Source organism: Pseudomonas sp. FH4 (genome assembly GCF_000510915.2).
GTDB lineage: Bacteria > Pseudomonadota > Gammaproteobacteria > Pseudomonadales > Pseudomonadaceae > Aquipseudomonas > Aquipseudomonas brenneri.
On sequence record NZ_AOHN01000013.1, the window covers coordinates 387,052 to 413,212 of the forward strand.

Here is a 26,161-nt window from a genome sequence, read left to right on the forward strand (position 1 = left end):
TAACCGCTGAAATCCTTGAGGCATACGGGCCGATCAGCAGGACCAGGCAGTACGTCGGCATGGTCGGCGCCCCGGCCCCAATCTCGCCTGGCGCTATCACTGAATACTTGTCCCGCAACCCAACCGCCATATGCCGCGATGAGTTCGATGCAGCCATCTTCGCCCTGGATGACGACTTCCGCGCCTACTGGGAAGAGCAGCAGGAGAAGGACAAGCCAAGACCTCCGAAGAAACCATAGCCCGCCCAGCGGGTTTTTTTACGCCTGGAGAAAGCTATGGCGCAGGAATCACGCCTTGGAATCACGATTGACTCCCGTGGCGCCGAGCAAAATGCAAACCGGATGGCTGACTCCCTCGACCGGATGGAGAAAAGCGGTGATGCCGCTGCTGCCTCGGCTGATGGCGTGTCGTCCAGTGCTGCGCAGCAGAAGAAAGAGCTCGCTCAACTGCTTGGGCAGATCAACCCGACGGTAGCAGCCCTGGGCCGCCTGGACGACATGCAGGACAAGCTGGCCAAGTTCAAAAAGGCCGGCATCGTCGAGGGCGATACGTTTGTCGAATATCAGACCAAGATCAATCAGGCTCGTACTGAACTAACTCGGTTTGACGACTCCCTAACTCGCACAGGCAATACAGCCAAGCAAAATGCTGCGGCTTTGCGTGGTGTTCCTGCTCAGTTCACGGACATCTTCACGTCTATTGCCGCTGGACAGCCAATCACCATGGTTGCCCTTCAGCAGGGCGGACAGCTAAAGGATATGTTTGGCGGCATTGCGCCCGCTGCTCGAGCCTTGGGCGGATATGTCGCCGGACTGGTTAACCCATTCACCTTGGCAGCCGCCGCTGCTGCAGCGCTCACGGTTGCCTATTACCAAGGCTCCGAGGAGTCGGAGCGCTTCGGCCGGATCCTCATCGAGAACGGAAACGCCGCCGGCACCAGCGCGAACCAACTTTCCGACCTGGCGAACCAAGTAGCCAGTACCGGCACCACTGTAGGCGCCGCTGCTGAAGTGCTTACCAAGCTGGCCGCCGCCGGTAACCCGCTGACCTCCATGTACGCCGAGATCACCCAGGCATCCCTGGCATGGTCGAAGCAGACAGGGCGAGACGTTACCGAGGTGGTGCAGTCGTTCAATGACATTGCCAAGAGTCCGGTCGAGGCAATCAAGAAGCTCGATGCTGAGCTGAACATCCTCACGGCCTCGCAATACGCGAACATCCTTTCCCTGCAAGAGCAGGGCGACACAATGGGTGCTGCAAAGCTGGCCGCCGGCATTTACGCCGAGGAAATCAGCACGCGTTCCGGTGAGATCGAACGGAACCTTGGATCGCTTGAGGGGGCGTGGAAGTCGGTCGCCTCGTTCGCCAAAGGCGCCTGGGACGCGATGCTTGATATCGGGCGCGATAAATCGCTTGAGCAGCAGTTGGCCGATGTTGAGAACAAGATCGCCGAGGCTGGTAAGGGCATCAAGCAAGGTGGGCGCGCTGCGTTTGGCCTTGGCCTCAATATCCAGAACGTAGACCAGCTCAAGAAGCAGGCCGCCGAACTCCAAGCGGCTATCGCCGAGGTAGGGCGCAAGTCTGCCGAGGACGCAGCTAGCAAGGCCATTCAGGACGCTGGCAAGAAGGGCGTCGACACCATCAATGCGACCTTCAAGGCCTCTCAAACTCAGACTGAAAAGCTCAACAAGCAGCTGATCGACTTGGACAAGGCCCGCTCCTCAGCCCAGAAAGCAGGCGGTTTTACCGCCGAAGAGGAAACCAAGTTCGCTGTAGCGCGCAAGAACATCGAGCAGCAGATCGCCGATATCAAAACGCGCGAGGCCAAGAAGAACAAGCCGAAGGCCGTAAAGGGCCTGAATCGTGGTGTTCCTGAGGCCGAAAACACCTTCGCCAAGCTCTACAACCAGTACGACCCGGCCGCTCAGGCTGCGCGGGCACTGACCAAGGAGCAGGCCCAGCTCGATCTGGTGCTGAGCAAAGGAAAGATCAACCAGGAGGAATACGGCAAAGCACTGGCCCAGGCCTCGACGAACTACGCCGCAGCCATCAAGGGCGCCCAAGGTCTTACCCAGGCCGAGCAATACCGGGCGCAGCTTGAGAAGCAGCTCAGCACCCAGCGCACGCAGTACAGCCTGGAAGCTGCCGGCGTCGGCATGGGCGATCAGCAGTCCGCCCGACTTCAGCAACGCGTGCAGCTTGAGCAGCAAACGAACGACCGAATCCTTGAGCTTCGAACCGAACTGGCGAACGCCACGACTGAGAAACAGCGCCAAGACCTGCAGGCCCAGATTGACCTGACCAACGAATACCTTCCTCTCCAGATTGAGGCGGTGCAAGCCGGCTGGGCTCAGATGGACCAGGCCATGCTCAACCCTATCAACGGGTGGACGGCGGCCATGCAGAACTTTGGCACGCAGGCCATGAACATCGCAGGCCAGACTCAATCAATCTTCTCTGGGGCGTTCAGCGGAATCTCGACAAGCATCACAAGTGCGCTGATGAGCGGGTCGCTCTCCCTGAGTACGCTTGGGGATATCGGTCGCACGGTTGTCAGCGAGATGCTTTCCGGCTTCATTCGGATGGGCGTGCAGATCGGCATCAACTCTGCTATCAGCGCTGCCTTTTCTGCCAAGGAAATCGCCCAGACCACTACAGAGACCGCCGTGAAGGTTGGCGGGGCCGCAACCGTCGCCACTGCAAAGGTTGCAGCTGACGGTATTGCTACCGCCTCAAGCTTGGCTGCTACCGCAACTGTGCAGACGGCACAGGTAGCGGCGGCGGGCACAACCCTTAGCGCCTGGCTGCCTGCAGCTCTGGTTGCGTCCATCGGTTCATTCGGAGCCGCGGCGGTGGTTGGCGGCACGGCGCTTCTTGCCGCGTTCGCTTTGACTCGGGGCTTCAGTACTGGCGGGCACGTTTCTGGTCCAGGTACCGGGACATCTGACAGCATCCCTGCGCGCCTGAGTGATGGCGAGTTCGTTGTGAACGCTGCTGCCACAAAGCGTAACCGTGGCTTGCTGGAGGCGATCAACTCAAACGAGCGGGTTTCCGTATCAGGTGGCAGCGGAGGCGGCGGGGTTTCACTCACGCAGTCCGCCGGGGTCGTGGTGAACATTCATGAGGATGCATCGCGTGGTGGTCAGGTTCAAAGCCGAAACGAAGGTGGTCGGGATATCGTGGATATCTGGGTTGCCAGCGTTATGAGCGACGGCCCGGCACACCAAGCCATGGCTGAAAAATATGGTTTAAGCACGGTGGGCTCATGATCAAGTACCCGAAAGAACTGCCGTTGCCACTCCATGACGGATACAAGCTCAGCACTGAAAACCCAAAGATGGAGACTCAGTTAGAGTCAGGGCGATACAGGGAGCGCCGCAAGTTCACCTATGTTCCAACGACCATACGGGCGCGCTGGAACATGGATGAGGCGCAAATGGCGTTCTTCGAATCATGGTTTGCCCGGACACTTGTCGACGGCACTCTGTGGTTTGAGGCAACGCTTAAAACCCCTGTTGGATTCAAGGATTACATCTGCAAGATCAAGGGGATGTACGACGGTCCAGAGCTTGTCCAGGTGAACCGATACGAGATATCGGGCACGCTTCTTCTGCGCGACAGGCCATTGATAGATCCAGGATGGGAGGCCTTCCCAGAGTACTGGTTCAACAAGAACATCATCGACATGGCGATAAACAGGGAGTGGCCCGAGGCATGAACCCACTCGACGTTTGCTATGCATCGCCAGGTAGTGAGGTTCTGATCCCGACGCTGGAAATATTCAGTATCCCCTGGGCCGAGCCAATCTTTATCTGTGCTGGTTTTGAAAATCAAACATGCGGCACAGAGGATGGCCGAGTGGTTACGTTTGAGGCGGGGGGCATTGATGTTGCCTACCCGACAAAGGACAACACCGGGAGCCAAACCGTAACCTTTGCGATTGATGGAGTCACAGGCAGGGCGCAGGGCCTGATCCGTCAAGCCATGGACGCTGACGCGATCATCAGGGTAACCATGCGGCTGTACTTGAGCACTGACCTCAGTATGCCTTCTCAGAGGCCGTACTACCTTGTAACCAGCGGCGGAAGCTTCGAAGGCGCAACAATCCGTGTCGACGGTGGCTACTTCAACCTCATCGACACGAACTTCAACCGCGAAACCTTCAACGCCCTCAACGCCCCTTGCATTAAGTACCTATAACCATGCCATCACGATACCTAACTGCCATCTACCAAGACGGCGGGCGCGAACTGCCGTCCGTAGATTGCTGGGGGCTGACGACGATAGCCAGGGCGGAGCTATACGGCCTGCCTGGTCTTTCCCAGTTCGGAGAGGTCACCCGGCATGGCATTCATGCCTTCCAGCGATCGTACAGGGCTGAAGTGGGTAGGGCTCTTGAGCGGTGTGAGCCTTTTCCGGGCGCGATAGCAGCAGCCATGAAGGGCGACATCTGCGCCCACGTTGCCCTGGTTGTTCTAAAAGAAGACCGCCTGCAGGTTCTGGAGATCAACCCCTGCAGCGGGGCCAGGATCATCCGGCTTCAGGAATTCAAAGATAACTACATGACGGTGGTGTTCTATCGTGATCGAGATCTATGCAAACAAGCTTGATCAGGATGTTCTACGCGAGTATCGGGTAGGCGCCGAAACCACCATTGAGCAGTGGCTGATCGACAACGTGAAAGGCTACGAGCGCCGTAATGTGCCGCCTATGAGCATTGCTGTCAACGGGTGCTTGACCAATCCAGTCGAGTGGCCCGACGTGGCGTTCGGTGCAGATGACAAGGTGCAGATCTGGATCGAGCCGAAAGGCACTGACCCAATATCTATCACCATTGCAGCCATCAAGGGCCTGCAAGCGGTGATGAAGCTCATCACGCCGCGCGTGAAGCTGCCCAAGACAGGCTCACCACAGCAGGGCAATAACCTTGCCGGCGCGAACGCCAAGGCAAACCAGGTGCGTTACGGCGACCCTGTGCGCGAACTGTTCGGCGAGGATGAAATATTTCCCGACTACATCGTCGAGCCGCGGCGGTTCTTCAAGGGCCCGCGTGATGAGTGGCAGCAGATGCTGCTCTGTGTGACTCGCGGTGAGTGCAGGATCAATCCTAGCGACATCAAGATCGGTAACACGCCATTAATTGCCCTTGGGGCAAACGCCACGTATCGGGTTTATGGCCCGGGCGAAGACCTAAGTGCAGAGCCTGCCGCTCAGTGGTGGTACCAGGCGCCAGAGGTTGGCGTCACCTCAACAGGCACCTCGGGCATTGATCTAAAAACGACTGTTACAGTTCCGCCAGAGCCAGGCGCGCAGGCATATCAGTTCAATGGTGACCTGATATCCATCCCTGCTGGTGCTGGCGAGTTCCCGGCCGGCTGGGCCATTGGGATGATATTGCGGATTGAGGTCATGTATCAGTACATGGTTACCGCGGGCGGCGGCGCTGGTGGTCGAGATGTGATTTCTGGTCCTCTCGAGCAGCTTGGCGCATTTCCAGGAATGGAAATCGAGGTTACTGGCGCAAACGCTGGCCTCTATTTGGTAAATGACTACACGCCTGCAGCAGGCGGCGACCCTGCACACATGACCCTTAACACTGCCGGAGGGGCGCCTGTTTCTGGACTGCTCGCTGGTATTGGCTGGGCCTGTATTGGATATACAGGCTTGCGCTACAGGATCATCGCGTCGAGTGCGTCACAAATAGCGGTACATCGACTGACATCATCTGGCGAAACCGACGACGAATGGCTTGGATTCGACTTTATTGAGAGCAATTCAGCAATTCTTAGGCTGGACAACTCAAACCTTGAGGGCGATTGGGCTGGCCCATTCGCTCTATGCCCTCCAGGTGAGAAGGCAACTAAGCTCTCGATCACCGTTATGTTTCCAAGCGGTCTTGCGGGAGTAAGCAAGAAGGGAGTCTTGTATCCGTACGGGGTGACGTATGAATTCCAATATCGGGACATGTCTGCCGGCGGCGCATGGACTTCATTTTCAGAACAGGTTGTGTATTCAACTCTCGACCAGATTGGCGTTACGCGCGACATAACGCTGCCTAGCGCATACCGTCCAGAGGGAAGGATGCGCCGGATAGGTGCAAAATCCACTGATACCAGCATCCAAGACAATATTCAGTGGTATGACGTACGAGCGCTACTACCAAGCCCTTCAAGCTATCCAGACTGGACAACGATTGCCATATCTGCGGCCGGCGGCGGGAAAATCTCAAGTCAGAGCGAGAACAAGGTTTCTGTCGTGGCCACGCGAAAACTGCCGATTTTGGTCAATGGGTCCTGGACATCTGATAACAGGGTTACGAGGGATATAGCGCCGGCTTTCAATTACATAGCCAAGGCGCCCGGCTATCAGGATGCAGACATTGATACTGAAGAGTTGGTGGCTTTTGACTCAATCTGCAAGGCTAGAGGCGATACCTTCAACCTTTCCGTCGAGTCATTTATGACGGTAAAGGAAGGGCTCAATACCGCGCTTGCAGCTGGCTTTGCAGAGTTTGCTATCAGTCGGGGAAGGCTGCGACCTGTTCGGGACCAGAAGCGCGAGGGGTTTGATGCTGAGTACTTCCCCGCCGGGACGCAGGGTTACTCGGCACAGAACATGAAAGGACCACTGAAGATCAGCTTTAAATCTCCAGACCCAGGGTCTGAGCATGATGGTGTCGATGTCAAATACAAGGATCGGATAACGCGTCAGACCGAGACAGTGAAATGTCGGCTTCCAGGTCAGCTCGGACTCAAGGTCGAAACTGTCGAAGCGCTGGGTATAAGTGATCGAAACAGGGCTTATCGCCTTGGAATGCGTCGGGCAAGTGAAACGCGCTACCGTCGCTGGGCCTACTCCTTTGAAACGGAGTTGGACGGCAATAACAGCGACTACATGGGACTTGCTGGCGTATCTGATGACACGCCGGGCAGGGGGCAGAGTTCGCTGATTCTGGGCATTGAAGCCGGCCCTGGCGGTTACATCCTCGAAAGCTCAGAACCTTTTATTTGGGAGCCTGGAGTTTCGCACACGGTTGGAATAAGGAGGCTTGACGGAACGCTGAGTGGCCCATGGACGGCTACCAGGGTTGGGGAATACCACCTGAGCATACCGACCCTTGATTTCACGCCTGACACAAGCTGGGACCGAGAGCCGCCCCATCTTCTGTTTGGGCCTGTCACTCGCGAGTGTCACAGGGTGCTGATCAGCAAAGTAACCCCGAAAGGAAGCGAAAGCGTTTCGGTTCAAGGCTTTAACTACGACGACAGGGTTTACCTGTACGACAACGCTACTGCGCCCGACTAAATAACCAAACCCACACAAGCCCGCCAATTCGCGGGCTTTTTTGTGCCTGGAGAAAACATGCGATATAACACGGGCAACCCAGTAGGTCCTGACGGCTCTAGTGATCCAAGAGACCTTTACGATACGGCAGGAATTGCAGATCTGTTGGTAAATGGGCCGCTGGGTGAGTATCTCAGCCGTCTTGGTGTTCCGCTAAGGTCTTGGCGCGGCATCATGCAGCAGGTGACAGACTACCTTATTGCTCAAGGTTATGAGTCGGTATACCTAGAATATGGCCCTGGAGTGATTGTTGAGCGCCAGACTCAGCTTGTTCAGAGATCTGGCGAGCTATACCGTGTTTTGGATATGACTGATCTACCCCTGTCCCTAACTGGAGTATGGTCAACGGACTCGCCAAAACTTATGGCCATTGGAGATGCAGCGCTTCGTCAAATCCTTTCAAGCTCAGCGGGCTCTGAATACATCGGGCATCACGATAAGACTGTAAAGCAGGTTCTAGACACTGTAACAGGCGTACTCGAGAACCTTGAGGGTCCAGACACGCTCACAGTTGTCCCCCCTTTCACTTATTCCGGAAACCGTTCTTACACCCCGATCATGCCAGAGGGCGCTGCTTTGCCGCAGCAAACCTATGTGGCGCCAGTTCACATTGATATGGCGCACTGGGACAATCCAACACCTCCTGCTCTTGGGCCTATCTGGAAATTTGGTTCTCCCGGATTAACATCTGGGCCTTTTTGGTCACAAGACAGCTATATACTTAAAAATGCGACAATCGTAGACGGGCCGCCACAAATCGCCACATGGGAAGCATGGACTGGCGACATGCTGGTTGTTGAGAACGTAAGGGTAGTCAACTGCGGAGCGCCAGGGGAATGGGCTTTTGTAGGAAAGGGCCAGAACTGGTGGCCTATTTTCCGGGGCAATACCTGGGCCGACGTAACTAACAAACACGGCAACTTTTTTAAATTTGTTGACGACGACGCTATTGGCCCCGGCGGTGAGGATATGCGCTACACGGGTAACTCCCGGTGCGTAATTTCAGAAAACCGAGTTAAGTCCCTCGGGGGAGAGGTTGGGGGCATCGGGTTTTACACCTCTGCCGTAGGAACTTCCTACACCGATAACGCCTGTGAGGGGATGATGATCGGAATCCAGCTCGGCTACCCGTCAACCCTAACTACGATCCGTAAATACTACACGGAGCTGCCCTTCGGTAACTCTGCCTCGATTCTCATCGGTGACATAACGCCCGGCCCTAATAACTTGATTTCAGACGTTGTTATTGATGGTGCGTACGCAAATATGCATTTGTTTGACAGTAACGGCTTCATTGCTATTGCAAACACCGAGGTAGTAGTAGACCGACTGACGATTGACGACATTTCAATATCAAACGTGTCTGCAAACCCTACGCCACTGGTGTCCCTAAATGACCTTAACGGGCAGAGTATTAGCGTAGGGAGTATCCGAGCTAATGACGTTCCGGTCATCCCTCTGACAACCGCGCATGTGCGGATAGTGGACCTGAATAGCGCTGAGATAAAAGCCCTGAACGGGGACTTTTCCTACATTAGTGTGCCCACGGTTTCCGTTCCGGCCAACGTCTGGACTCCACTAGCAGGAAACTGGTTCCAGCGCTCTAGTGCAGCCTCTACCTTTGAAAGGGCCGGGACAGGCGCGCAACGACAGGCTCGCAGACAGTCAAGGTATGTCGGATATTCTTACTTTGGCGCCGGGAGTAATGCACTGTGCTACCAGCTACCAAGGGCTAACCAGTACGAGGGCGGGCTAGTGACGTGTCAGTTCCTTATGCAGGCCAGCTCGACGATAAACATGCAGGTGGTTGTTAGGATCTATAACCCAGACGGCTCAAGAATAACGTTAAGGACTAAAGATATTGTAGTTGTAAACGCAATTCGTGAATTTACTGTTTCGTTCTTTGATAACTTATTTGCAAATAATGACGACTCAGTAATAGCGGTTGAGATTTATCACGACGCGCTTTCTGCTATAAACGTAACTACTACAGGGATGAGGTTTAATCTTGGGGGATTTGGGCTTTGCTCTCGAAGTGATACTCTGACACTGGCGGAAACGCAGGCTGGAGTTACTGGTCGTTCTTGGATTAATCCGTAAGAAAGCAATGTAATATGGCCGCGCCATTTTTGGTGCGGTCATATTTTTAGCTGCTATTGGTTATAGCTTATTTCTTATTAGGTTTGCATATGCTACAAATGGGATATTAAGTAGCCCTGATGTCAATTCGAAAAAGCTTGCATACTTAAAAAGACTTATTACTGACCTGATGTCGCCATCCTTAATCGCCATAAGCGTATAAAATGCGAATGCGCGAGATACAGCTTTTCTTTTTATTTTTTCTGGCGCTATTTTTTTAAGTGTTTGCTCGGTCATGCCATATTGTTTGATGATGTTTTTATATGCGTTGTTATCATGCTGCCTGTAAAGAACTGTTTTTATTGTTGGTGAAAAGTCGAAGTCATGGCCGATTACTTTGTTTCCCGATAAGAGCTTTACAAAAATCGGGTAGTCGTCCCACTTTAGATCCTTGTCCCATCCGCCAATAGCCCTAAGTGACTGTGTTCTGAACACGGTAGACTGTAGTAGCAATGGCGATGGATAATCAGTAAATATTGACTGCTCACGATTTTCAGGTGCTAGCGCAAAAAAAACAGAGTGTTGTTTTTTGTAAATGTCACCAATCGTGCCATTTCCAGAAAAATATGATCCTCCACCTATCACAAATCCAATTGATGGGTTTTCTTTCATCTTGGATATTAGTGAGGTTATTCCTTCGCTTGATGGTATGTCGTCAGATGCGATTAAATATGTGAACTCTGTATCTATCATAGATAGTGAAAGATTTAGAGAGTCAACAAGTCCAGAGTTCTTCTTGGATATGATTTCTACTCTTATGGCACATTCGTTATTCTTCAAGAATGAATTCAACTTCTCAATGGTATTGTCCGTTGATCCGTCATCAATAATAAGAATCTTTGTATGTTCTGGGTCTATTGTTAGTGCTGGTGCTAGGCATTCCAATATGTAGCTTGAATGGTTGTATGACGGTATGACTATAGTCAGGTTCGGAATGCCCATATTGATTGACCTTTTGTAAATGGTTTGATAAGTATTTAAGTTTTTTACTTTTGGTGGGCATCTAGTCATTTGGCTTGCGTCGCCCATTTACAGATAATTATTGAACCGTCGGCGACAAGCAGTTCCTGTGGTGATTCTACAAGCGAACGCCTGGCGTGTCAGTTCCGTAACATAACCCATTCATCCAGCCCGCCACTGAGCGGGCTTTTTTTCGTCTGGAGAAAAGCATGACCACTTCCGATAAAGACCGGGACATCCTGGCGCGCACGCTCTGGGGTGAAGCCCGTGGTGAGGGGCTGGCCGGCCAGATCGCCGTGGCCTGGACCATCCGCAACCGCGTGTTCGACGGCAAGACCAAGTCCTGGTGGGGCGAGGGCTACGCCGGCGTGTGCCTGAAGGCGTGGCAGTTCAGCTGCTGGAATCAGAACGACCCGAACTACGCCTACCTCAGCGGCGCGAAGCCGATCCCGGCTGCGCAGCTCGCCCAGGCCCAACGCGCTGCTGACCAGGTGATGTCTGGCTCGGTACCGGATCCAACTGGCGGGGCCACGCACTACTACGCAACCACAATGCCCAAGGCCCCGGCCTGGGCGGCGAAGGCCAAGCAGACGCTACGCCTGGGGCATCACGTCTTTTTCAAGGATGTGCCATGAAACCACTCTGGCTACGAATCCTTCCTTATATAGCATTGGTGGCCGTCGTCCTGATCGGCCTGTTCCTGGCCTACAGCCACGGCCAGTCGGTCAAGGATGGCGAGTGGCAGGCCAGGTGGAACGCCCGAGACGCCAATGACGTCGCAGCGAAGGCTCTGAACGAATCCACAGAGCGCGCCAAAGAGCAGGCCCGCCAACAGACAATCAACAAGGTGATCCAGGATGGCCAGAAAATCATTGATCAGGCATATGCTGATGCTTCCGCTTCTCGCGATGATCGCAGCTTGCGGGACGCAGCCGACGAAACCGCCGGTCGAGTCGCAGCCAGTCAAGCCGGCGGCCATTCCTGCACTTCCGCCGCAAGCCAGGCAGCTACCCGCGCTGTCATGGTGCTTGCCGACGTGCTCAAGCGCGCTGATCAAAGAGCGGGAGACTTGGCGGCAGATGCTGATCAAAGCCGAGGCCGTGGAGTGACGTGCGAGCGGGCTTATGATGGGCTGGGGCAATAGGGGTTTTGTCGTTCGGCAGGACGCCGGAAGGAAGGGACTTTCGCTCTGAAAGCCTGTAGGGAGTTTTGCGGGGATTCGTGAAACCTTGCCCAACCTTGTTAGACGTCGATTGCAGTGGGCGTCCACGTAAAGTGTTGGTATTTAAGGCTTTTCGTAACGTCCGCAAGCATGGGGTGCTAGGGGTCGAGTGTTCGAATCACTCCGTCCCGACCATATTTTTCAATGACTTAGCCCGATCTGAAAAGGTTGGGCTTTTTCATGTCTGCGATTTAGGTTTTCTGGTAGTTAAATGGTAGTGAATTGAGACTTGCTGACGCCCTGTCGAGTTGGCGGTTGCCGGACAGTTGTCATCGCCAATGCAAACGGCCCTCCATCTCCAGGCTTTTCAGTGGCAGGATGATTGGGTAATGGGTTAGTAATCGTGGCTGCTGAGGCTGATGTTGTCTCAGAGGGCTGTTGACTCTGAGGCTTCGTAAGTGACTGGCCGCAGGTCGGTGAGTCCTGTCTGTGCTGTCGTTTTGGTATTTTCCGCAGTCTTGCTTGGACTGCCCCCGGCATCGTAGACATCTCCAGCCTATGCTTTGGTGCGGCCGAGTCCAACCATTCCCCGGCCTGGTCCGGCGTGGATGTATACCATGATGCCGTGTGTTATGGCTTACAACTGCAGAGCCTCTCCCTGATCCTTACTTGCTGGTAGCCATCGTGTGCTTGCTTCGCGTTACTACGGCTCGATCAGGCTGAAATCGTTCAGTGCTGGGCGGGCAGGACAATCCAGGGGCGATGCCAGTCCGAAGGCTTTCTTCGAGGATTCGTTGCAGCATCAACAACTCCTCACGCTGCACTGTTAGGGTCGCTTCGATTTGCTGTATCTCCTCCAGGCGAACATTGATCTGGTCCAAGGTGAGGGATTTTGAGCAGCTCCCGTCATGAAGGAAAAGGCTACGAATCGTGTCGAGAGAAAACCCCAGTCTTTGCGCGTGGATCACGACTTCCAAGCGTTTAATGGCGGATTCGCTGTAATAGCGATAGTTGTTCATGTCGCGCGTTGGAGCGTCCAGTAGGCCTTGCTCCTCGTAGTACCGTATTGCTGAAGCAGCAAGGCCTGTACGTCGCGCAATTTCGCCTATCTTCATTTTTTGCTTGACCTTCAAGTCGACTTTAATCCGCAGTATAAGCCCAAGCGTAATCTGGAAGGTAATCGGATTGGGCTCGATAAAGACCGTTGACCTACGTGGAACTTGAAAAATGAGCAAAATAACCGAGTTGCTGAATTGGCGTTATGCGACGAAAAAGTACGATTCCTCCAAGACAGTACCTGCTGAAAAGCTGGAGCGAATTCTGGAGGCGGTACGGCTGACAGCTACGTCGAGCGGGCTACAGCCATTTGAATTGCTGGTGGTGACTAATCCGCAAATTCGCGAAAAGATTAAGGCGGTCAGCGCAAATCAGTCTCAAGTTACCGACTGCTCTCATTTACTGGTGTTCGCCGCGTGGGACGACATCACGCCTGGGCGTGTCAACATGATGTTCGACCTGACCAATACTGTACGAGCTAACGTCAACCAAGGCTGGGAAGACTACCGTCAAATACTCCTCGGCATAGTCGCCGAACGTGGACAGGAGGCCAATTATCAAGCAGCTGCGCGTCAAGCTTATATTGGCCTGGGCTCAGCTTTAATCGCCGCGGCATTCGAGGAAGTCGACGCAACGCCCATGGAGGGTTTCGATCCATCGGCTGTCGATGACATTCTGGGACTGGGAGCCAGGCATCTGCGCAGTGTGGTGCTCTTGCCTTTAGGTTATCGGGCAGCAGAGTCTGACTGGCTGGTAAACCTGAAAAAAGTACGACGGTCTCGCGAAAATTTCGTAACCGAAATCAACTAGGGAGAAAGTGCAGCCGCCCCACACTGCAGCAATAGTGAGGCGGCGCCATCTTGCTCTCATGGATGGCGCTCAGTTGGATGAAAACTATTCAAAAGCAACATGAAAACATGCGTAGAGCGGATTGTGAGTACTCGGCAGGACGTCGGGGGAGGGGGGCTGTACCAATGACCGTGTTTGGCAGGGTAAATTCGGGTGTTTTTGAGGAAACATCCCCCCGGATTCACTGGCTTTCGCTACTTACCACTATCCGTTGAAAATCGCTGTGTAATTCTTCTCCTCTCGATTTGACCCGCCCTGAAACTCTCACCGACATCCAGCGCGCCGCTCGGTTCTTCTACCTGCCGCACCATGCCTTCGCCGGCAAGGTGACGGGGCAGACATTCGGTACCGCGACGACTGGTCCGGCAATCAACCTGCTTCGGATCGAGGAAAACCTTTCAGCAGCGTGGCAGCGTATGTCCGGCACCTATGTTGAAAATCTGGGCTGGCTTGAGTGTGCCGAGCGCTATGACCGCCCCCATACCTTCCACTATATGGATCCGCCCTACTGGCAGACGGCCGGCTACGGGGTGGATTTTCCCTTTGAGAGTTACGAGCGAATGGCTGACTTTATGAGGCGTTGCAAGGGGAAGGTCATGGTCAGCATCAACGCTCACCCGGATATTCGCCGAGTGTTTGAAGGCTTCCATTTTGAAACAGTCGACATCCGTTACAGCACCACAAACCAACGGCAGGGAATTGACCAGTCATCCGCTTTATTTGTAACGAAAGGTTGCTGAAAGCTTGGGGTGGAAATCTTCCATCACGTCTCTCGCCCCGCATCGAGAGATTCTGCCGAAGAGCGGCCTATTCCAATTACAAGAGAGCGGTTTCCATGAACAAGCAATCCAATGATGAGATTGAAAAGTCGACAATGCGCAAGCTGGGATTTCGCCTGATTCCCTTTCTCGTGCTCTGTTATTTCATCGCCTACATTGATCGAGTCAATATTGGTTTCGCAGCCCTGACCATGAACCAGGACATAGGCCTGACGGCTAGTGCCTTCGGATTCGGCGCTACACTGTTCTTCGTCGCCTATGTCCTTTGCGAAATGCCCAGCAACATGGCGATGGAGCGCTTCGGTGCCCGCCGGTGGATCGCACGCATCATGATCACGTGGGGCATCGTCGGTTTCTGCTCGTCATTTGCGGTCGGGCCGATCTCCTATTCTGTTTCCCGCTTCCTCCTCGGAGCGGCAGAAGCTGGCTTCTTTCCTGGTGTCATCCTCTACCTCTCGCAATGCATCCCCAAAGCGTACATGGCTCGAATCATTGCGATATTCATGGTGGCTATTCCACTGTCTAACTTCATCGGCTCGCCATTGTCGGCACTGCTGTTGAAAATGGATGGTGTGGCAGACTTCGCCGGTTGGCAGTGGCTGCTGATGCTTGAAGCACTCCCTGCGATCATTCTAGGATTGCTGGCTTTGAAGGTGTTGCCTAATCGGCCGAGCGAAGCCAAATGGCTGACTCAACAGGAACAGGATTGGCTGAGCGGACAGTTGACCAAAGAACGGGCTGCACGCGAAAGCACTACGCAGAAACACCCTCACAGCGTGAGCGGCATGCTCAAGTCGGTGTTCACCAATAAGTACATTTGGGTGCTGTCGGTGATCTACATGGGCAGTTCGGCAACCAGCAATACCCTCTCGTTGTGGATGCCGCAAATTCTGAAGTCCTTCCACCTGTCCAACATGCAAACCGGCCTGTTGAACATGATCCCCTTCGGCATCGCCGCAGTCTTCATGATTTACTGGGGGATGCGTGCGGACAAAAGCGGGGAACGGGTCAAGGCCACCGCCATTCCGCTAGCGATTACTGCGGTGAGTTTCGCCGCCACGCTGTTCACGGACTCACTGACCATTACGCTGGTGCTGCTGACGCTCGTATTGATGGGTAACTATGCGATCAAGGGGCCGTTTTGGGCACTGTGCTCCGAAACTCTGCCTCCGGCGACCCTGGCCACCGGGATTGCGGCGATCAATACCTTTGCCCATTTGGGCACTGGCGCCATGAGTTCTGTCATCGGTGTACTGCGTGATCAGACCGGCAGCTTCCCAATGGCACTGATGCCGCTTTGCGCGTTGACCGCTACCGGTTCGCTGTTGGTGTTTCTGGTGGGTAAGCAGAATCGTCGTGCGGCGCAAGTCGCCGCTATCAGCAATTAATCAACCTGCCTGAAGAGGCTCGACATTGGCGAACCTCTTCGTTTCGTAGTAACCCGATTGTCGAATCACGCCGTCCCGACCATATTATTCAATAACTTAGCCCGGTTCGGAAACGACCGGGCTTTGTTGTTTCTGCGGTTTGATCATTTTGGTCAGCGTTAGCAAAAGGCTCGTAGATTGCCCCTTCTGCTATCGTGGCGACCATTCAAGCGCAAGGAAGCAATCACCAATGGATTTTTGGAAACCTTTTGCGATCGCCCTCCTGGCATCGCTTGGCACTCAGGTTGTGGCCGCAGAAAACAACAACCCGTTCCAGGCGGCGCTGATGATTACCACGGTTGTACCTTTTGTGGTCGTCTCAGGTGCCACTGCGGGAACCTCTTATATTCCAGAGCTTTTCAAGTCATCCCAAAGTGACGCGCTTGCCTTTATTGGTTCAGATGGCGAGATCCGTGGTGCACAGTTTGAGCAGGCGAGCAGGTATTACCGATCGACCTACAAGCCACCGCTGATGTCTGACACGCAATTGGCCCGGGCAATCGCGGCGCAGGGCTGATCGAAAACATGCTTGTTGAAAGAGCGGGCAGGGCAGGACTCTTAGGCATCATGGCGTTGGTTGTTCTGTGGGGTTTGCGGAACGTATGATCAGGCCCCGCGCTTTTTTTTGGCGCGCAGCCTGACACCCATTCAAGGATATGAGCATGGAAAAGCACTTCGGTAATTCAGGCCTGTTCAAGGCTGCTTCGTATCACTGCAACAACTCCCTGGAGTGCGGCATCGCGCGCTGGGAGCTGAAAAACATTGCGCTGAATGCGAAGGAGTTTTTGATATGTCCAAAGAACTACTCGGAGTTTCTGCTCTAGGGTTGATGGTGCTCGGTGAGTTTTGTGCGATCTACAGTGAGGTAGTCACCGCCAAGCTGGCCCATGCCGGCGATGGTTCATGGCAGGCGTTCATCATGCCGGTGACGTTGATGTGTTTTGCTGGGTTTTGCCTGCTGGGTGCCTATTGGCTGGGGTATGTGGCTGTCGGTGATATCTGGATCGTCACCGTGGTCTCTGTCACGTCCTTGCTGCTGCTGGAGCCTGTTGTGGTCTGGGCGCTATTTCATGAGTCACCCGGGCGCGGTGCATTGATCGGTTTTTGCCTGGGTGCACTGGGGATGCTGGCCACGGTGTTGCTATAACAGGTAGCGATCTAACAAACACAGGTAAAGCCTGTAGAAGCAGTCGAGCCCCACCTTGCCGGGCTCGACTGTTCCTACGCCTGCGGTTTACTCCTCGATCCGCGCGGCTGGCAGTGTGTTGTCATCCGGGCTGACAACCGGTTTGTGCTTGAGCATTGAAAGTACCCAGACAAAGAAAGCCGGCACAAACACTACCCCCAATATCGTTGCGCTGAGCATCCCGCCGACCACGCCGGTGCCGATGGCGCGTTGGCTGGCAGCACCCGCGCCGGTGGCGATGGCCAGGGGCACGACGCCGAGGATAAAGGCCATGGAGGTCATGACGATGGGACGAAAGCGCAGGCGTGCGGCTTCGATGGCGGCGTCACGCAGGGAGTAGCCCTGGGCCCACAGGTCCTTGGCAAACTCGACGATCAGGATCGCATTCTTGGCCGCCAGCCCGATGATGGTGATCAGGCCGACCTTGAAGTATACGTCGTTGGGCATGCCCAGGCTGGTCACGGCCAGCACCGACCCCAGGGCGCCGACCGGTACGATCAGCATCACCACAAAGGGGATGGCCCAGCTTTCATACAGCGCCACCAGCAGCAGGAACACCACCACGAACGCCAGCGCGAACAGTTGCAAGGCTTGGCCGCTGGCGATCTTTTCCTGGTACGACAAACCGGTCCATTCATAGCCAATACCTGCCGGCAGCGTGGACACCAGGCGTTCGATCTCGGCCATCGCTTCCCCGGTGCTGACGCCGGGCGGCGCATCGCCGGCGATACGGATCGACGGGTAGCCGTTATAGCGGGCGATTTGCACCGGGCCTTGCTCCCACTGGGTGCTGACAAAGGCACTCATGGGCACCAGGGCGCCGAGGTTATTGGGGATGAACAGTTTGAGCACGCTGTCCGGCGTCATCCGGTCCCGCTGGTCGGCTTGCACCACCACCCGTTGCTGGCGCCCGGCGTTGGCAAAGTCGTTGACCACCGCCGAGCCGAACGCGGTCGACAAGGTGTTGTTGATTGCATCAAACCCGACGCCCAGGGCCTCGGCTTTTTCCCGATCGATGGTCAGGCGCAATTGCGGGGCCTCGGCCAGGCCTTCCATCATCGCGTAGAGGATTTTCGGATTGCCGTTGGCCTGGCCCAGCAACTGGTCCCGTGCGGCGAGCAAGGCTTCGCGGCCCAGCCCGGCGCGGTCCTGCAGGCGCAGGGAGAACCCACCGGAGTTGCCCATGCCGTCGATGGGCGGAGGGTTCACCGCCATGATCGCGCCGTCGCTGGGGGTGGCAAAGTGTTGATTGACCCCTGCGATTTGCGCTTCGGCAGATTGCTCGTCGCCGCGCAACGACCAGTCCTTGAGGGTCGGAAAGGCCAGTCCGGCGTTTTCGCCCATCCCGGAAAAGCTGAAGCCCAGGACCAGGAAGGTGCTGGCGACCGCGTCACGGGAGGCGAGAAACTGCTCCAGCTCCTGGCCGGTCGCCGACGTCCGCTCCCGCGAGGCGCCGGGCGGCAGTTGCACGTCAACGATCATATAACCCTGGTCTTCCACCGGTACGAAGGATTCCGGCAAGCGCAGGTAGGTAAAGCCCAACAGGACCACCAGCCCCAGGTACACCAGCATCACTCGGCCTGCGCGTTTTACCAGGTGGTGATTGAGGGCGCTGTAGCGATCGGTCAGGCGCCCGAACAGGCGGTTGAAGGCGCCAAAGAACCCACGTTTTTCATGATGCCCCTCGGCCACGGGCTTGAGCAGGGTTGCACACAGTGCCGGGGTGAAGGTCAGGGCCAGGAACCCCGAGAACAGAATCGACACCGCCAGGGTCAGGGAAAACTGCTGGTAGATGACTCCCACCGAACCGGCCATGAAAGCCAAGGGCAGGAATACCGCCGACAGCACCACGGTAATGCCGATGATCGCCCCCGATACCTGGCCCATGGCCTTGACGGTGGCGGCCACCGGCGACAGGCCCTCATCGGCCATGATCCGCTCGACGTTTTCCACCACCACAATGGCGTCGTCCACTAGGATACCGATGGCCAGCACCATGCCGAACATGGTCATCATGTTGACCGAGAAGCCCAGCAGGTACATCACCATCAACGTGCCTAACAGACACACTGGCACCACAATGCTGGGGATCAAGGTGTAGCGTACGTTCTGTAGGAACAGGAACATCACCAGGAACACCAGGACCATGGCTTCGACCAGGGTATAGATCACCTTTTCAATGGCCACGTCGACAAAACGCGAGGTGTCATAGGGCACCGAGAATTCAACGTTTGGTGCAAAGTTCACCGACAGTTCCTGCAGGCGCTCCTTGACGGCACTGGCGGTCTTCAGCGCGTTGGCCCCCGGCGACAGTTGCACTGCCGCACCCACTGCCGGCTTGCCATTGAGGCGCGTGGTGAAGTTGTAGTCCTGGCTGCCGACCTCGATTCGCGCCACGTCGGCGAGGGTGACCCTGGAACCATCCTGATTGGCGCGCAGCACAATGCGCCCGAACTCCTCGGGGTTGTCCAGGGTGCCCTTGACCGCCAGGGTCGCCGTCAACTCCTGGCCGACTGCGCCCGGGGAGCTGCCGAAGCTGCCTGCGGGAACCTGGACGTTCTGGGCGCTGATCGCCCGGCTTACGTCATCGATGGACAACCCGTAGCCCACCAGGCTTTGCGGATCGAGCCAGATACGCATCGCGGCTTCCGAGGCAAAGAATTGCAGCTTGCCCACACCTTCGACCCGACGGATTTCATTATTGACGTTACGCGCGGCATAGTCGGCCAGTAGGGTCGTATCCTGCGTCGCCGTGCCTTCCTTGTAGCTCAGGGCGTAGATCAGCAGAAAGCCGGCGCTGGTCTGCTCCACCTGGATGCCCTGGTTGAGCACCGCCTGGGGCATGCGCGCCTCGGCTTTTTTCAAGCGGTTCTGCACTTCGACCTGGGCCATGTCCGGCTGGGTGCCGGGCTTGAAGGTCACGACAATTTCCGCCATGCCGTTGGAGTTGCTGGTGGAGTCAAAGTAGAGCAGGCCCTTGGCACCATTGAGTTCTTCTTCGATGACGCTGGTGACCGAATCCACCAGCACCTTGGCCGACGCCCCGGGATAGGTGGCGGTGACGGTGATTTGCGGCGGGGCGACACTTGGGTACTGGGCCACCGGCAGGGCAGGGATGATCAGCAGCCCGGCCATGGAGATAAACAACGCAATGACCCAGGCAAACTTGGGGCGCTTGATAAAAAACACAGACATGGAGTGACCTCGAACGCGGTGGTGCCGGGCTTACTGGCGTGCTGCTTGTTGTTGGGCGGCGGGGGCGAGGGGCGCTTTCACCAGCACTTTGTCACCCGGAGCGAGGCCGTTCTGGCCGCCGATGATGACCCGGTCACCGGCCTCCAGGCCCTCGGTGATCTGCCAGCGCTGGCCCTGCATGGCGCCGGTTTGTACGGCGCGTGGGCTGACGCTGTCGTCGGCATTCACCACCAGTACCTGGGCCTGGCCGTCGCTGCCGCGCTGCACGGCGCGCTGAGGCACCAGCAAGGCTTGTTGATCGGTGCCCTGGGGCACTTTCACGCGCACATACATGCCAGGCAACAACACCCCTTCAGGATTGCTGAAGCGTCCGCGCAACGAGACCTGGCCGGTGCCACGGTCCACCGCAACGTCGGAGAACAACAGCGTGCCCTGGCTGTGGAAGTCGGTGCCTTCGACCTGCAACGATAGCTGTGAGGAGTCGCCGGCCGACAAGCTGCCGTGCTTGAGGGCCTGGCGCAGTTTCAGCGCTTGCGCCACCGGCTGGGTGAAGTCGGCATAGATCGGGTCCAGTTGCTGGATGCTTGCCATCAATGTCGCTTCGCCCTGGCCAACCAGGGCGCCTTCGGTCACGAGGGCGCGGCCGATGCGCCCGGAGATCGGCGCGCGGACCGTGGCGTAGCCCAGGTTCAGGCCCGCGGTTTGCAGATCGGCGCGCGCCGATTGCTGGGCGGCCTGGCTGCTTTTCAGGGCGGCGCGGGCGGTGTCGAGGTCCTGGCGACTGATCGCTTCGACGTCGGCCAGTTGTTCATAGCGCTTGAGCTTGGCCTGGTTCTCGAACAACTGCGCTTCGATACGTGCCAGTTCGCCCTGTGCCCGTGATGCGGCGGCCTTGAGGGGGGCGGGGTCGATCTGGAACAACAGGTCGCCGGCCTTGATCTCGGCGCCTTCCTCGAAGTTGCGTCGTAACACGATCCCGGCTACCCGGGCCCGTACCTGAGCTACCCGGACCGGCTCGATACGCCCCGGCAATTCTGCGGACAGGGAGAAGGCTTCAGGAGCGACGGTCACGGTCTCCACTTCCCGGGGTTGCTGGGCAGCCTCGGGCTGATCGGGAGCACCACAGCCGGCGAGGCCGACAAGGGCCAGCGCAGCAAAGCTGAAAATACGCAGGTCGCGCAAAGCGTTCATGTGTCACCTGGAGGCTAGGTCTGGAAAGGTGCGCATGATATATGCATGGATCTTGTGAGACAATAATGTCTCAAAAGATTCTTTTGTGTTTAAAAGTGTCATTTCCCTTGAGGTCGGGGGGAATTTCGGCACAATGCCTTCCACTTCACGTCCGACCAATGAGCCTGTTGCCATGTCTTCGCCCGCCCCCAATGAAAAACTTCTCAAGGCCCTGGCGGTTGCCATCGTTGACCATCCCCGGGCCACGCTCCAGGAGCTGGCGCGTGCGGCAGGCATCAGCAAGGCCACGTTGCACCGCTTCTGCGGCACGCGGGAACACCTGATCGAGATGCTGTTGGCGTACTCGCGCGAGCTGATGCAGCAGGTGGTCGATGACGCAGACCTTGAGCGCGACGCGCCAGCCGAGGTCTTGCGTGGCTTGATCGACAAGCACTTGGCCCACCGTGAGTGGGTGTTGTTCATGGTGTTCCAGTACCGCCCGGACACCTTGAACAATCACGGTTGGCAACCGTACCTGAACGTCCTGGACCGCTTCTTCCTGCGGGGGCAGCAGGCTGGAGTGTTTCGCATCGATATCACAGCGGCGGTCATGACCGAGCTGTTCACATCGCTACTGTGTGGCCTGGTCGAGGCAGAGCGCCTGGGCCGGGCCGCACCGGCGGGGACGGCCTGGGTGATGGAGCAGATGTTCTTGCATGGAGTGAGCGCTGCGCCGCCGCACTCAGCGCTGTCGCAGGGTCTGCGAGGGTAACTCGCCAAACAGCGCCTTGTACTGACCGGCAAAGTGGCTCAGGTGGTAAAAGCCCCATTGGGCCGCCGCGTCGCCAATGCTCAATTCGGCCGGCGACGACATGACCAGGCGGCGTCGCACCGCATTCAGGCGCACGCTGCGCAAGTAGTCCACCGGGCTGGTGCTGGTGATGGTCTGGAAGCTGTATTGCAGGGCGCGCCGGCTGACGTGCAGGCGTTCGCACAGATCGACAATGGTGATGGGCTCGTCGTGGCTTTCGAGGGCGATCTGCTGGCTCATCTTTACCAGGTACTGGCGCGTGGGGGCGCTGGGCCGCCGACGTTTTTCAGGGTTCTCGACGCTCCCCAGCAGATCGAGGAAACCACTGAGCAAGCCATGTTCCATGAGTTTGGCCGTGGCTTCATTGAAGTGTTGTGGCGGGCAATCCAGTGCCTGGCCAAGTTGCAGGCGTACACGCTGGTACACCTCACGGGTGCGCTGCCATGGTGACTGCAGCGACGGTGCTGCGGTCAACTGCCGGTAGCTACGGGGGCTCAGGTTCAGCGCGGCCAGTGCCAGGACCTGCTGGCGGGCAAAGGTCGCGGCAAAGACCTGGGTGTTCTCCGGGGCATGGAACATGAACTCTTCGTGGTTGTTCAGGATTGCCAGGCAGTCCTGCGTGCCGTGGCTGTCGGTGCACAGTGGAATCGAAAAGCACATGCGCTCGGCGGGTGACTGGCCGTATTGCACGATGCGCCGGTTCAATTGCTCGTGGAATATCTGGAAGTGCCCGCTGCACAGTTGCCGCAAGCGGCTGGCAAACAGGCCGGGGGACAGTTGGTCGTAGGTCTGCTCCCAGTCATGCACCGAGCGCGCGTGCTGGCTGGCGTCGGTAAAGCTAAGGCTTTCGATCTGCGTCATGGTCGTCACCGGTGCGCGGGTGTCCGCCCGTTATTGAAATGTCCGTCGGCGGTGCGGCATCAATACATCACGGTTGCCCCCGGTCCTGCAACCGCTGCAAAAGTGTGCCGATTTGGGATAACGGCCCAGGCACCTCGCTCCCTACAGTCCAGGCTGGCCCGAAACCTCTCGGCCCACCTCTTTGGAAGGGAGTGCAATCATGTACGCGCATTATCAGAACGCCGAAAAAAAATTCTGGCACCCGATGCGAGCGGCCGCGGCCGTTGCGGGGGAACAGACCCTGATCATTGCCAGGGGCAATGGCAACTACGTCACCGATATCCATGGCTGGCGCATGCTCGACGGCATCGCCGGGTTGTGGAACGTCAACGTCGGTCATAACCGTGAAAGCGTCAAGCAGGCGATCCACCGCCAGATGGATGAGCTGGCGTACTACCAGACCTTCGACGGCATTGCCCATCCCAGGGTGTATGACCTGGCTGAACGCTTGACCGGCATGTTTGCCCAGGAAGACATGCAGCGAGTGCTGTTTTCCAGTGGTGGCTCCGATGCCATTGAAACTGCATTGAAAATGAGCCGCCAGTATTGGATTGCCGTCGGGGAGCCCGAGCGCACACGGTTTCTGTCGTTGCGCAACGGCTATCACGGCGTGCACATGGGGGGCACCTCGGTCGGTGGGATCAGTGCCTATCAATTCAACCATGGGCCGCTGCTGGCGGGCTGCACGTTGCTGGATGCTCCGTGGTCCTATCGCAACCCGTGGGACTGCGAAGACCCGCAGGCCCTGACCAGTCACTGCATTCGCCAACTGGAAGAGCAGATCCGCGCGCTAGGGCCGCAGACAATTGCAGCGTTCATCGCCGAGCCGGTGCAGGGCGCGGGCGGGGTGATTGTCCCGCCTGCAGGCTACTGGCCGCAGCTGCGTGCGGTGTGCGATCGCTACGGCATTTTGTTGATCGCCGATGAAGTGGTCACCGGTTTTGGCCGTACCGGCTCGATGCTGGGGTCGCGGGGTTGGGGCGTGGCGCCTGACATTCTGTGCCTGGCCAAGGGCATTTCCGCCGGCTACATCCCCTTGGGCGCCACGGTGTTCAATGGGCGCATTGCCCGGGCCATCGAAACCGCCGAAAACTTCGGCCAGGTGATCATGCACGGCTACACCTACAGCGGCCATCCGACGGCTTGCGCGGCCTCCCTGGCGGTGTTGGATATCGTCGAGCAGGAGAACCTGCCGGGCAATGCGGCGAAGGTCGGCGCCTATCTGCTGGAGCGGCTCAAGCCCCTGAGCGAACGCTTTGAGGTGGTCGGCGAGGTGCGGGGCAAAGGCCTGATGCTGGCCCTGGACCTGGTGAGCGACAAGCGTCTGCGCACCCCCGTGGACCCGGCCGAGGGCTACGCCTCGCGCCTGGCGGAACGGGTACGCCTGGAAGGGGTGCTGGTACGTCCGGTGGGCACCAAGATCATCCTGTCGCCGCCCCTGACCCTGACGCTCGAAGAAGCCGACCTGATCTGCCATGCCCTGGAAACCGGCCTGGCCAATACCTGATCTCCCCTTGAACGGCGCCCATTGGGCGCCGCACTGACGATTGCCTTCAGGAGTCCTGTTGATGAGTGACATTGCCTTGCTGCCTGCGGTTACCGAATTTCTTGCCCGTGTACCGGCCAACTTTATAGAAGGGGCTTACCAGCCCAGTACGTCCACACAGCGAATCGCCGTGCGAAACCCTGCGACCGGCCAGGTGATCAGCCATATCCTCGATGCCAGCGACGAGGATATCGAGCATGCCGTCGCCAGTGCGCGCAAGGCGTTCAAGGGCGCGTGGGCGGACACCTCGCCCTACGCCCGAGGTGTGATCCTTAACCGATTTGCCGATTTGCTTGAGGTGCATGCCGAGGAGTTGGCGCAGTTGGAAACCCTGTGCTCGGGCAAGTCGATCAACCTGTCACGCGGCCTGGAAATGGCCCAGAGCGTGGTGTTCCTGCGCTACTTCGCGGGCTGGGCGAGCAAGATCAACGGCCAGACCATGAGCCCCTCGATTCCGTCCATGGGCGGCGAGCAGTACCTGGCCTACACCCTGCGTGAACCCGTGGGCGTGGTCGCCGGGATTGTGCCGTGGAATTTCTCGGTGATGATCGGCATCTGGAAGATTGCCAGCGCGCTGGTCACCGGTTGCACCATTGTGATCAAGCCCAGTGAGTTCACGCCCCTGGCGTTGTTGCGGGTGGCTGAGCTGGCGTTCGAGGCGGGCGTGCCGGCCGGCGCCTTTAACGTGGTCAACGGGACAGGACAGGTGGGGCAGCAATTGATCGCCCATGCCGCAATCAGCAAAGTCGCGTTCACCGGGTCTGTACCGACCGGGATCGCCGTGGGCAAGGCGGCGATGGCCGCCGACCTGACGCGCGCGACCCTGGAGCTGGGCGGCAAGAACCCGGCGGCGTTGTTGGCCGATGTCGATATGGACCAGGCCGTGACCGGGATGGTGCAGATGGCTTATGTGCATCAGGGCCAGGTGTGCGCCGCGCCGGAACGTCTTTATGTACACCGCTCACGGGTCAGCGAGTTCCTGGAAAAGCTCGGGCAGGCCCTGAGTACCTTGAAGATTGGCTCACCCCTCGATGAAAGCACCCAGTTTGGCCCGCTGGCCAACCAGGCGCACCTGGAAAAGATCCTCGACTTCTTCGCCAGGGCCAATCAGAACAACACGGTAATCTGCGGTGCCAAGGCCATTGACCGGCCGGGCTACTTTGTCGAACCGACGCTGATCCTGGCCAATGGCCCGGATGATCCTTTGCTGCGGGAAGAGGCGTTCGGTCCGGTACTCTGTGTATTGCCCTACGACACAGAGGAGGAGCTGGTGACCCTGATGAACGACTCGCCCTACGGCCTCACGGCCAGTGTCTGGACCAACAACTTGTCCAAGGCATTGCGCCTGATCCCGCAAATAGAGGCCGGTACGGTATGGGTCAATATGCACACCTTTCTGGACCCGGCACTGCCGTTTGGCGGGGTCAAGGCGTCGGGTGTGGGCAGGGAATTTGGTGATGCGTTTATAGAGGCCTATACCGAGCTCAAGTCGGTGATGATTCGCTATTAGTTGTCGGAGCGAGCTTGCTCGCGAAAAACGTTAACGATAATGCAGCGCCAACAGGTAGCCCGTGGCGCTTGTGGGATTTTAGCGAGCAAGCTCGCTCCTACAGAAATTGGTGATGATCCGCTATTGA

At 57.1% G+C, this 26,161-nt stretch carries 21 protein-coding genes and 1 pseudogene; 17 read left to right on the forward strand and 5 right to left on the reverse strand.

What is annotated here, in order from left to right; translation table 11 throughout:
- Nucleotides 1–275 precede the first annotated feature (275 nt).
- From H097_RS10610 to H097_RS28170, 6 genes are read left to right on the forward strand one after another with little or no spacing between them, the layout of a single operon-like run.
- On the forward strand, nucleotides 276–3,269 hold the full coding sequence (locus tag H097_RS10610; RefSeq protein ID WP_050593332.1) for a phage tail length tape measure family protein: 2,994 nt from the start codon (nucleotides 276–278) through the stop codon (nucleotides 3,267–3,269).
- Nucleotides 3,266–3,718, forward strand: a complete 453-nt coding sequence (locus tag H097_RS10615; RefSeq protein WP_032859617.1) for a hypothetical protein — start codon at nucleotides 3,266–3,268, stop codon at nucleotides 3,716–3,718. The genes H097_RS10610 and H097_RS10615 overlap by 4 nt, the downstream gene beginning before the upstream one ends.
- Nucleotides 3,715–4,200, forward strand: a complete 486-nt coding sequence (locus H097_RS10620; RefSeq protein WP_032859618.1) for a DUF1833 family protein — start codon at nucleotides 3,715–3,717, stop codon at nucleotides 4,198–4,200. Before H097_RS10615 ends, H097_RS10620 begins: the two co-directional genes overlap by 4 nt.
- Nucleotides 4,201–4,202: 2 nt before the next feature.
- Nucleotides 4,203–4,610: a hypothetical protein gene (locus tag H097_RS10625; protein WP_032859619.1), complete on the forward strand. Its 408-nt coding sequence runs from the start codon at nucleotides 4,203–4,205 to the stop codon at nucleotides 4,608–4,610.
- On the forward strand, nucleotides 4,582–7,305 hold the full coding sequence (locus H097_RS10630; RefSeq protein WP_032859622.1) for a host specificity factor TipJ family phage tail protein: 2,724 nt from the start codon (nucleotides 4,582–4,584) through the stop codon (nucleotides 7,303–7,305). The genes H097_RS10625 and H097_RS10630 overlap by 29 nt, the downstream gene beginning before the upstream one ends.
- A gap of 57 nt (nucleotides 7,306–7,362) precedes the next feature.
- Nucleotides 7,363–9,444, forward strand: coding sequence for a hypothetical protein (locus H097_RS28170; RefSeq protein WP_156356789.1), 2,082 nt, complete (start codon nucleotides 7,363–7,365; stop codon nucleotides 9,442–9,444).
- Nucleotides 9,445–9,504: 60 nt separating this feature from the next.
- Here the strand turns inward: H097_RS28170 and H097_RS27670 are convergent, their stop codons facing one another.
- Nucleotides 9,505–10,425, reverse strand: coding sequence for a glycosyltransferase family 2 protein (locus H097_RS27670; protein ID WP_162237638.1), 921 nt, complete (start codon nucleotides 10,423–10,425; stop codon nucleotides 9,505–9,507).
- A 227-nt stretch (nucleotides 10,426–10,652) separates the two neighbouring features.
- On the opposite strand from H097_RS27670, the gene H097_RS10645 reads away from it, so the two are divergent.
- Nucleotides 10,653–11,078, forward strand: a complete 426-nt coding sequence (locus H097_RS10645) for a cell wall hydrolase (RefSeq protein WP_032859626.1) — start codon at nucleotides 10,653–10,655, stop codon at nucleotides 11,076–11,078.
- On the forward strand, nucleotides 11,075–11,587 hold the full coding sequence (locus tag H097_RS10650; protein WP_032859627.1) for a DUF2514 family protein: 513 nt from the start codon (nucleotides 11,075–11,077) through the stop codon (nucleotides 11,585–11,587). The genes H097_RS10645 and H097_RS10650 overlap by 4 nt, the downstream gene beginning before the upstream one ends.
- 683 nt (nucleotides 11,588–12,270) lie before the next feature.
- Here the strand turns inward: H097_RS10650 and H097_RS10655 are convergent.
- Nucleotides 12,271–12,738 (reverse strand): MerR family transcriptional regulator, encoded by a 468-nt coding sequence (locus H097_RS10655; protein WP_223232701.1) that lies wholly within the window; start codon nucleotides 12,736–12,738, stop codon nucleotides 12,271–12,273.
- A gap of 94 nt (nucleotides 12,739–12,832) precedes the next feature.
- On the opposite strand from H097_RS10655, the gene H097_RS10660 reads away from it, so the two are divergent.
- The 6 genes and pseudogenes from H097_RS10660 to H097_RS10680 all read left to right on the forward strand — a co-directional run bounded on the left by H097_RS10660 (nucleotide 12,833) and on the right by H097_RS10680 (nucleotide 16,863).
- Nucleotides 12,833–13,471: an NAD(P)H-dependent oxidoreductase gene (locus H097_RS10660; protein WP_032859629.1), complete on the forward strand. Its 639-nt coding sequence runs from the start codon at nucleotides 12,833–12,835 to the stop codon at nucleotides 13,469–13,471.
- Between the two features lie 284 nt (nucleotides 13,472–13,755).
- Nucleotides 13,756–14,208, forward strand: a pseudogene (locus tag H097_RS10665) (DNA adenine methylase); the annotation flags it as partial.
- 137 nt (nucleotides 14,209–14,345) lie between these two features.
- Nucleotides 14,346–15,677, forward strand: coding sequence for an MFS transporter (locus H097_RS10670; protein ID WP_032859632.1), 1,332 nt, complete (start codon nucleotides 14,346–14,348; stop codon nucleotides 15,675–15,677).
- A gap of 229 nt (nucleotides 15,678–15,906) precedes the next feature.
- Nucleotides 15,907–16,233 carry a DUF2388 domain-containing protein gene (locus tag H097_RS10675; protein WP_032859634.1) on the forward strand — a complete coding sequence of 109 codons (327 nt, stop codon included), beginning with the start codon at nucleotides 15,907–15,909 and terminating at the stop codon, nucleotides 16,231–16,233.
- A gap of 145 nt (nucleotides 16,234–16,378) precedes the next feature.
- Nucleotides 16,379–16,540 (forward strand): hypothetical protein, encoded by a 162-nt coding sequence (locus tag H097_RS28410; protein ID WP_167360817.1) that lies wholly within the window; start codon nucleotides 16,379–16,381, stop codon nucleotides 16,538–16,540.
- 5 nt (nucleotides 16,541–16,545) lie between these two features.
- Nucleotides 16,546–16,863, forward strand: a complete 318-nt coding sequence (locus H097_RS10680) for a hypothetical protein (protein WP_032859636.1) — start codon at nucleotides 16,546–16,548, stop codon at nucleotides 16,861–16,863.
- Nucleotides 16,864–16,950: 87 nt separating this feature from the next.
- On the opposite strand, the gene H097_RS10685 is transcribed toward H097_RS10680, so the two are convergent.
- Complete coding sequence (locus H097_RS10685; RefSeq protein ID WP_032859637.1) at nucleotides 16,951–20,097, reverse strand: efflux RND transporter permease subunit; 3,147 nt, start codon at nucleotides 20,095–20,097, stop codon at nucleotides 16,951–16,953.
- Nucleotides 20,098–20,127: 30 nt separating this feature from the next.
- Complete coding sequence (locus H097_RS10690; protein ID WP_154843292.1) at nucleotides 20,128–21,288, reverse strand: efflux RND transporter periplasmic adaptor subunit; 1,161 nt, start codon at nucleotides 21,286–21,288, stop codon at nucleotides 20,128–20,130.
- Between the two features lie 172 nt (nucleotides 21,289–21,460).
- On the opposite strand from H097_RS10690, the gene H097_RS10695 reads away from it, so the two are divergent.
- Nucleotides 21,461–22,039, forward strand: a complete 579-nt coding sequence (locus H097_RS10695; RefSeq protein ID WP_032859638.1) for a helix-turn-helix domain-containing protein — start codon at nucleotides 21,461–21,463, stop codon at nucleotides 22,037–22,039.
- Here the strand turns inward: H097_RS10695 and H097_RS10700 are convergent.
- Nucleotides 22,010–22,939, reverse strand: coding sequence for a helix-turn-helix domain-containing protein (locus H097_RS10700; RefSeq protein ID WP_032859639.1), 930 nt, complete (start codon nucleotides 22,937–22,939; stop codon nucleotides 22,010–22,012). The genes H097_RS10695 and H097_RS10700 overlap by 30 nt on opposite strands.
- Before the next feature lie 199 nt (nucleotides 22,940–23,138).
- On the opposite strand from H097_RS10700, the gene H097_RS10705 reads away from it, so the two are divergent.
- Nucleotides 23,139–24,485, forward strand: a complete 1,347-nt coding sequence (locus H097_RS10705) for an aminotransferase class III-fold pyridoxal phosphate-dependent enzyme (RefSeq protein WP_032859640.1) — start codon at nucleotides 23,139–23,141, stop codon at nucleotides 24,483–24,485.
- A 61-nt stretch (nucleotides 24,486–24,546) separates the two neighbouring features.
- Nucleotides 24,547–26,034, forward strand: a complete 1,488-nt coding sequence (locus tag H097_RS10710; protein ID WP_032859642.1) for an aldehyde dehydrogenase family protein — start codon at nucleotides 24,547–24,549, stop codon at nucleotides 26,032–26,034.
- Nucleotides 26,035–26,161 lie beyond the last annotated feature (127 nt).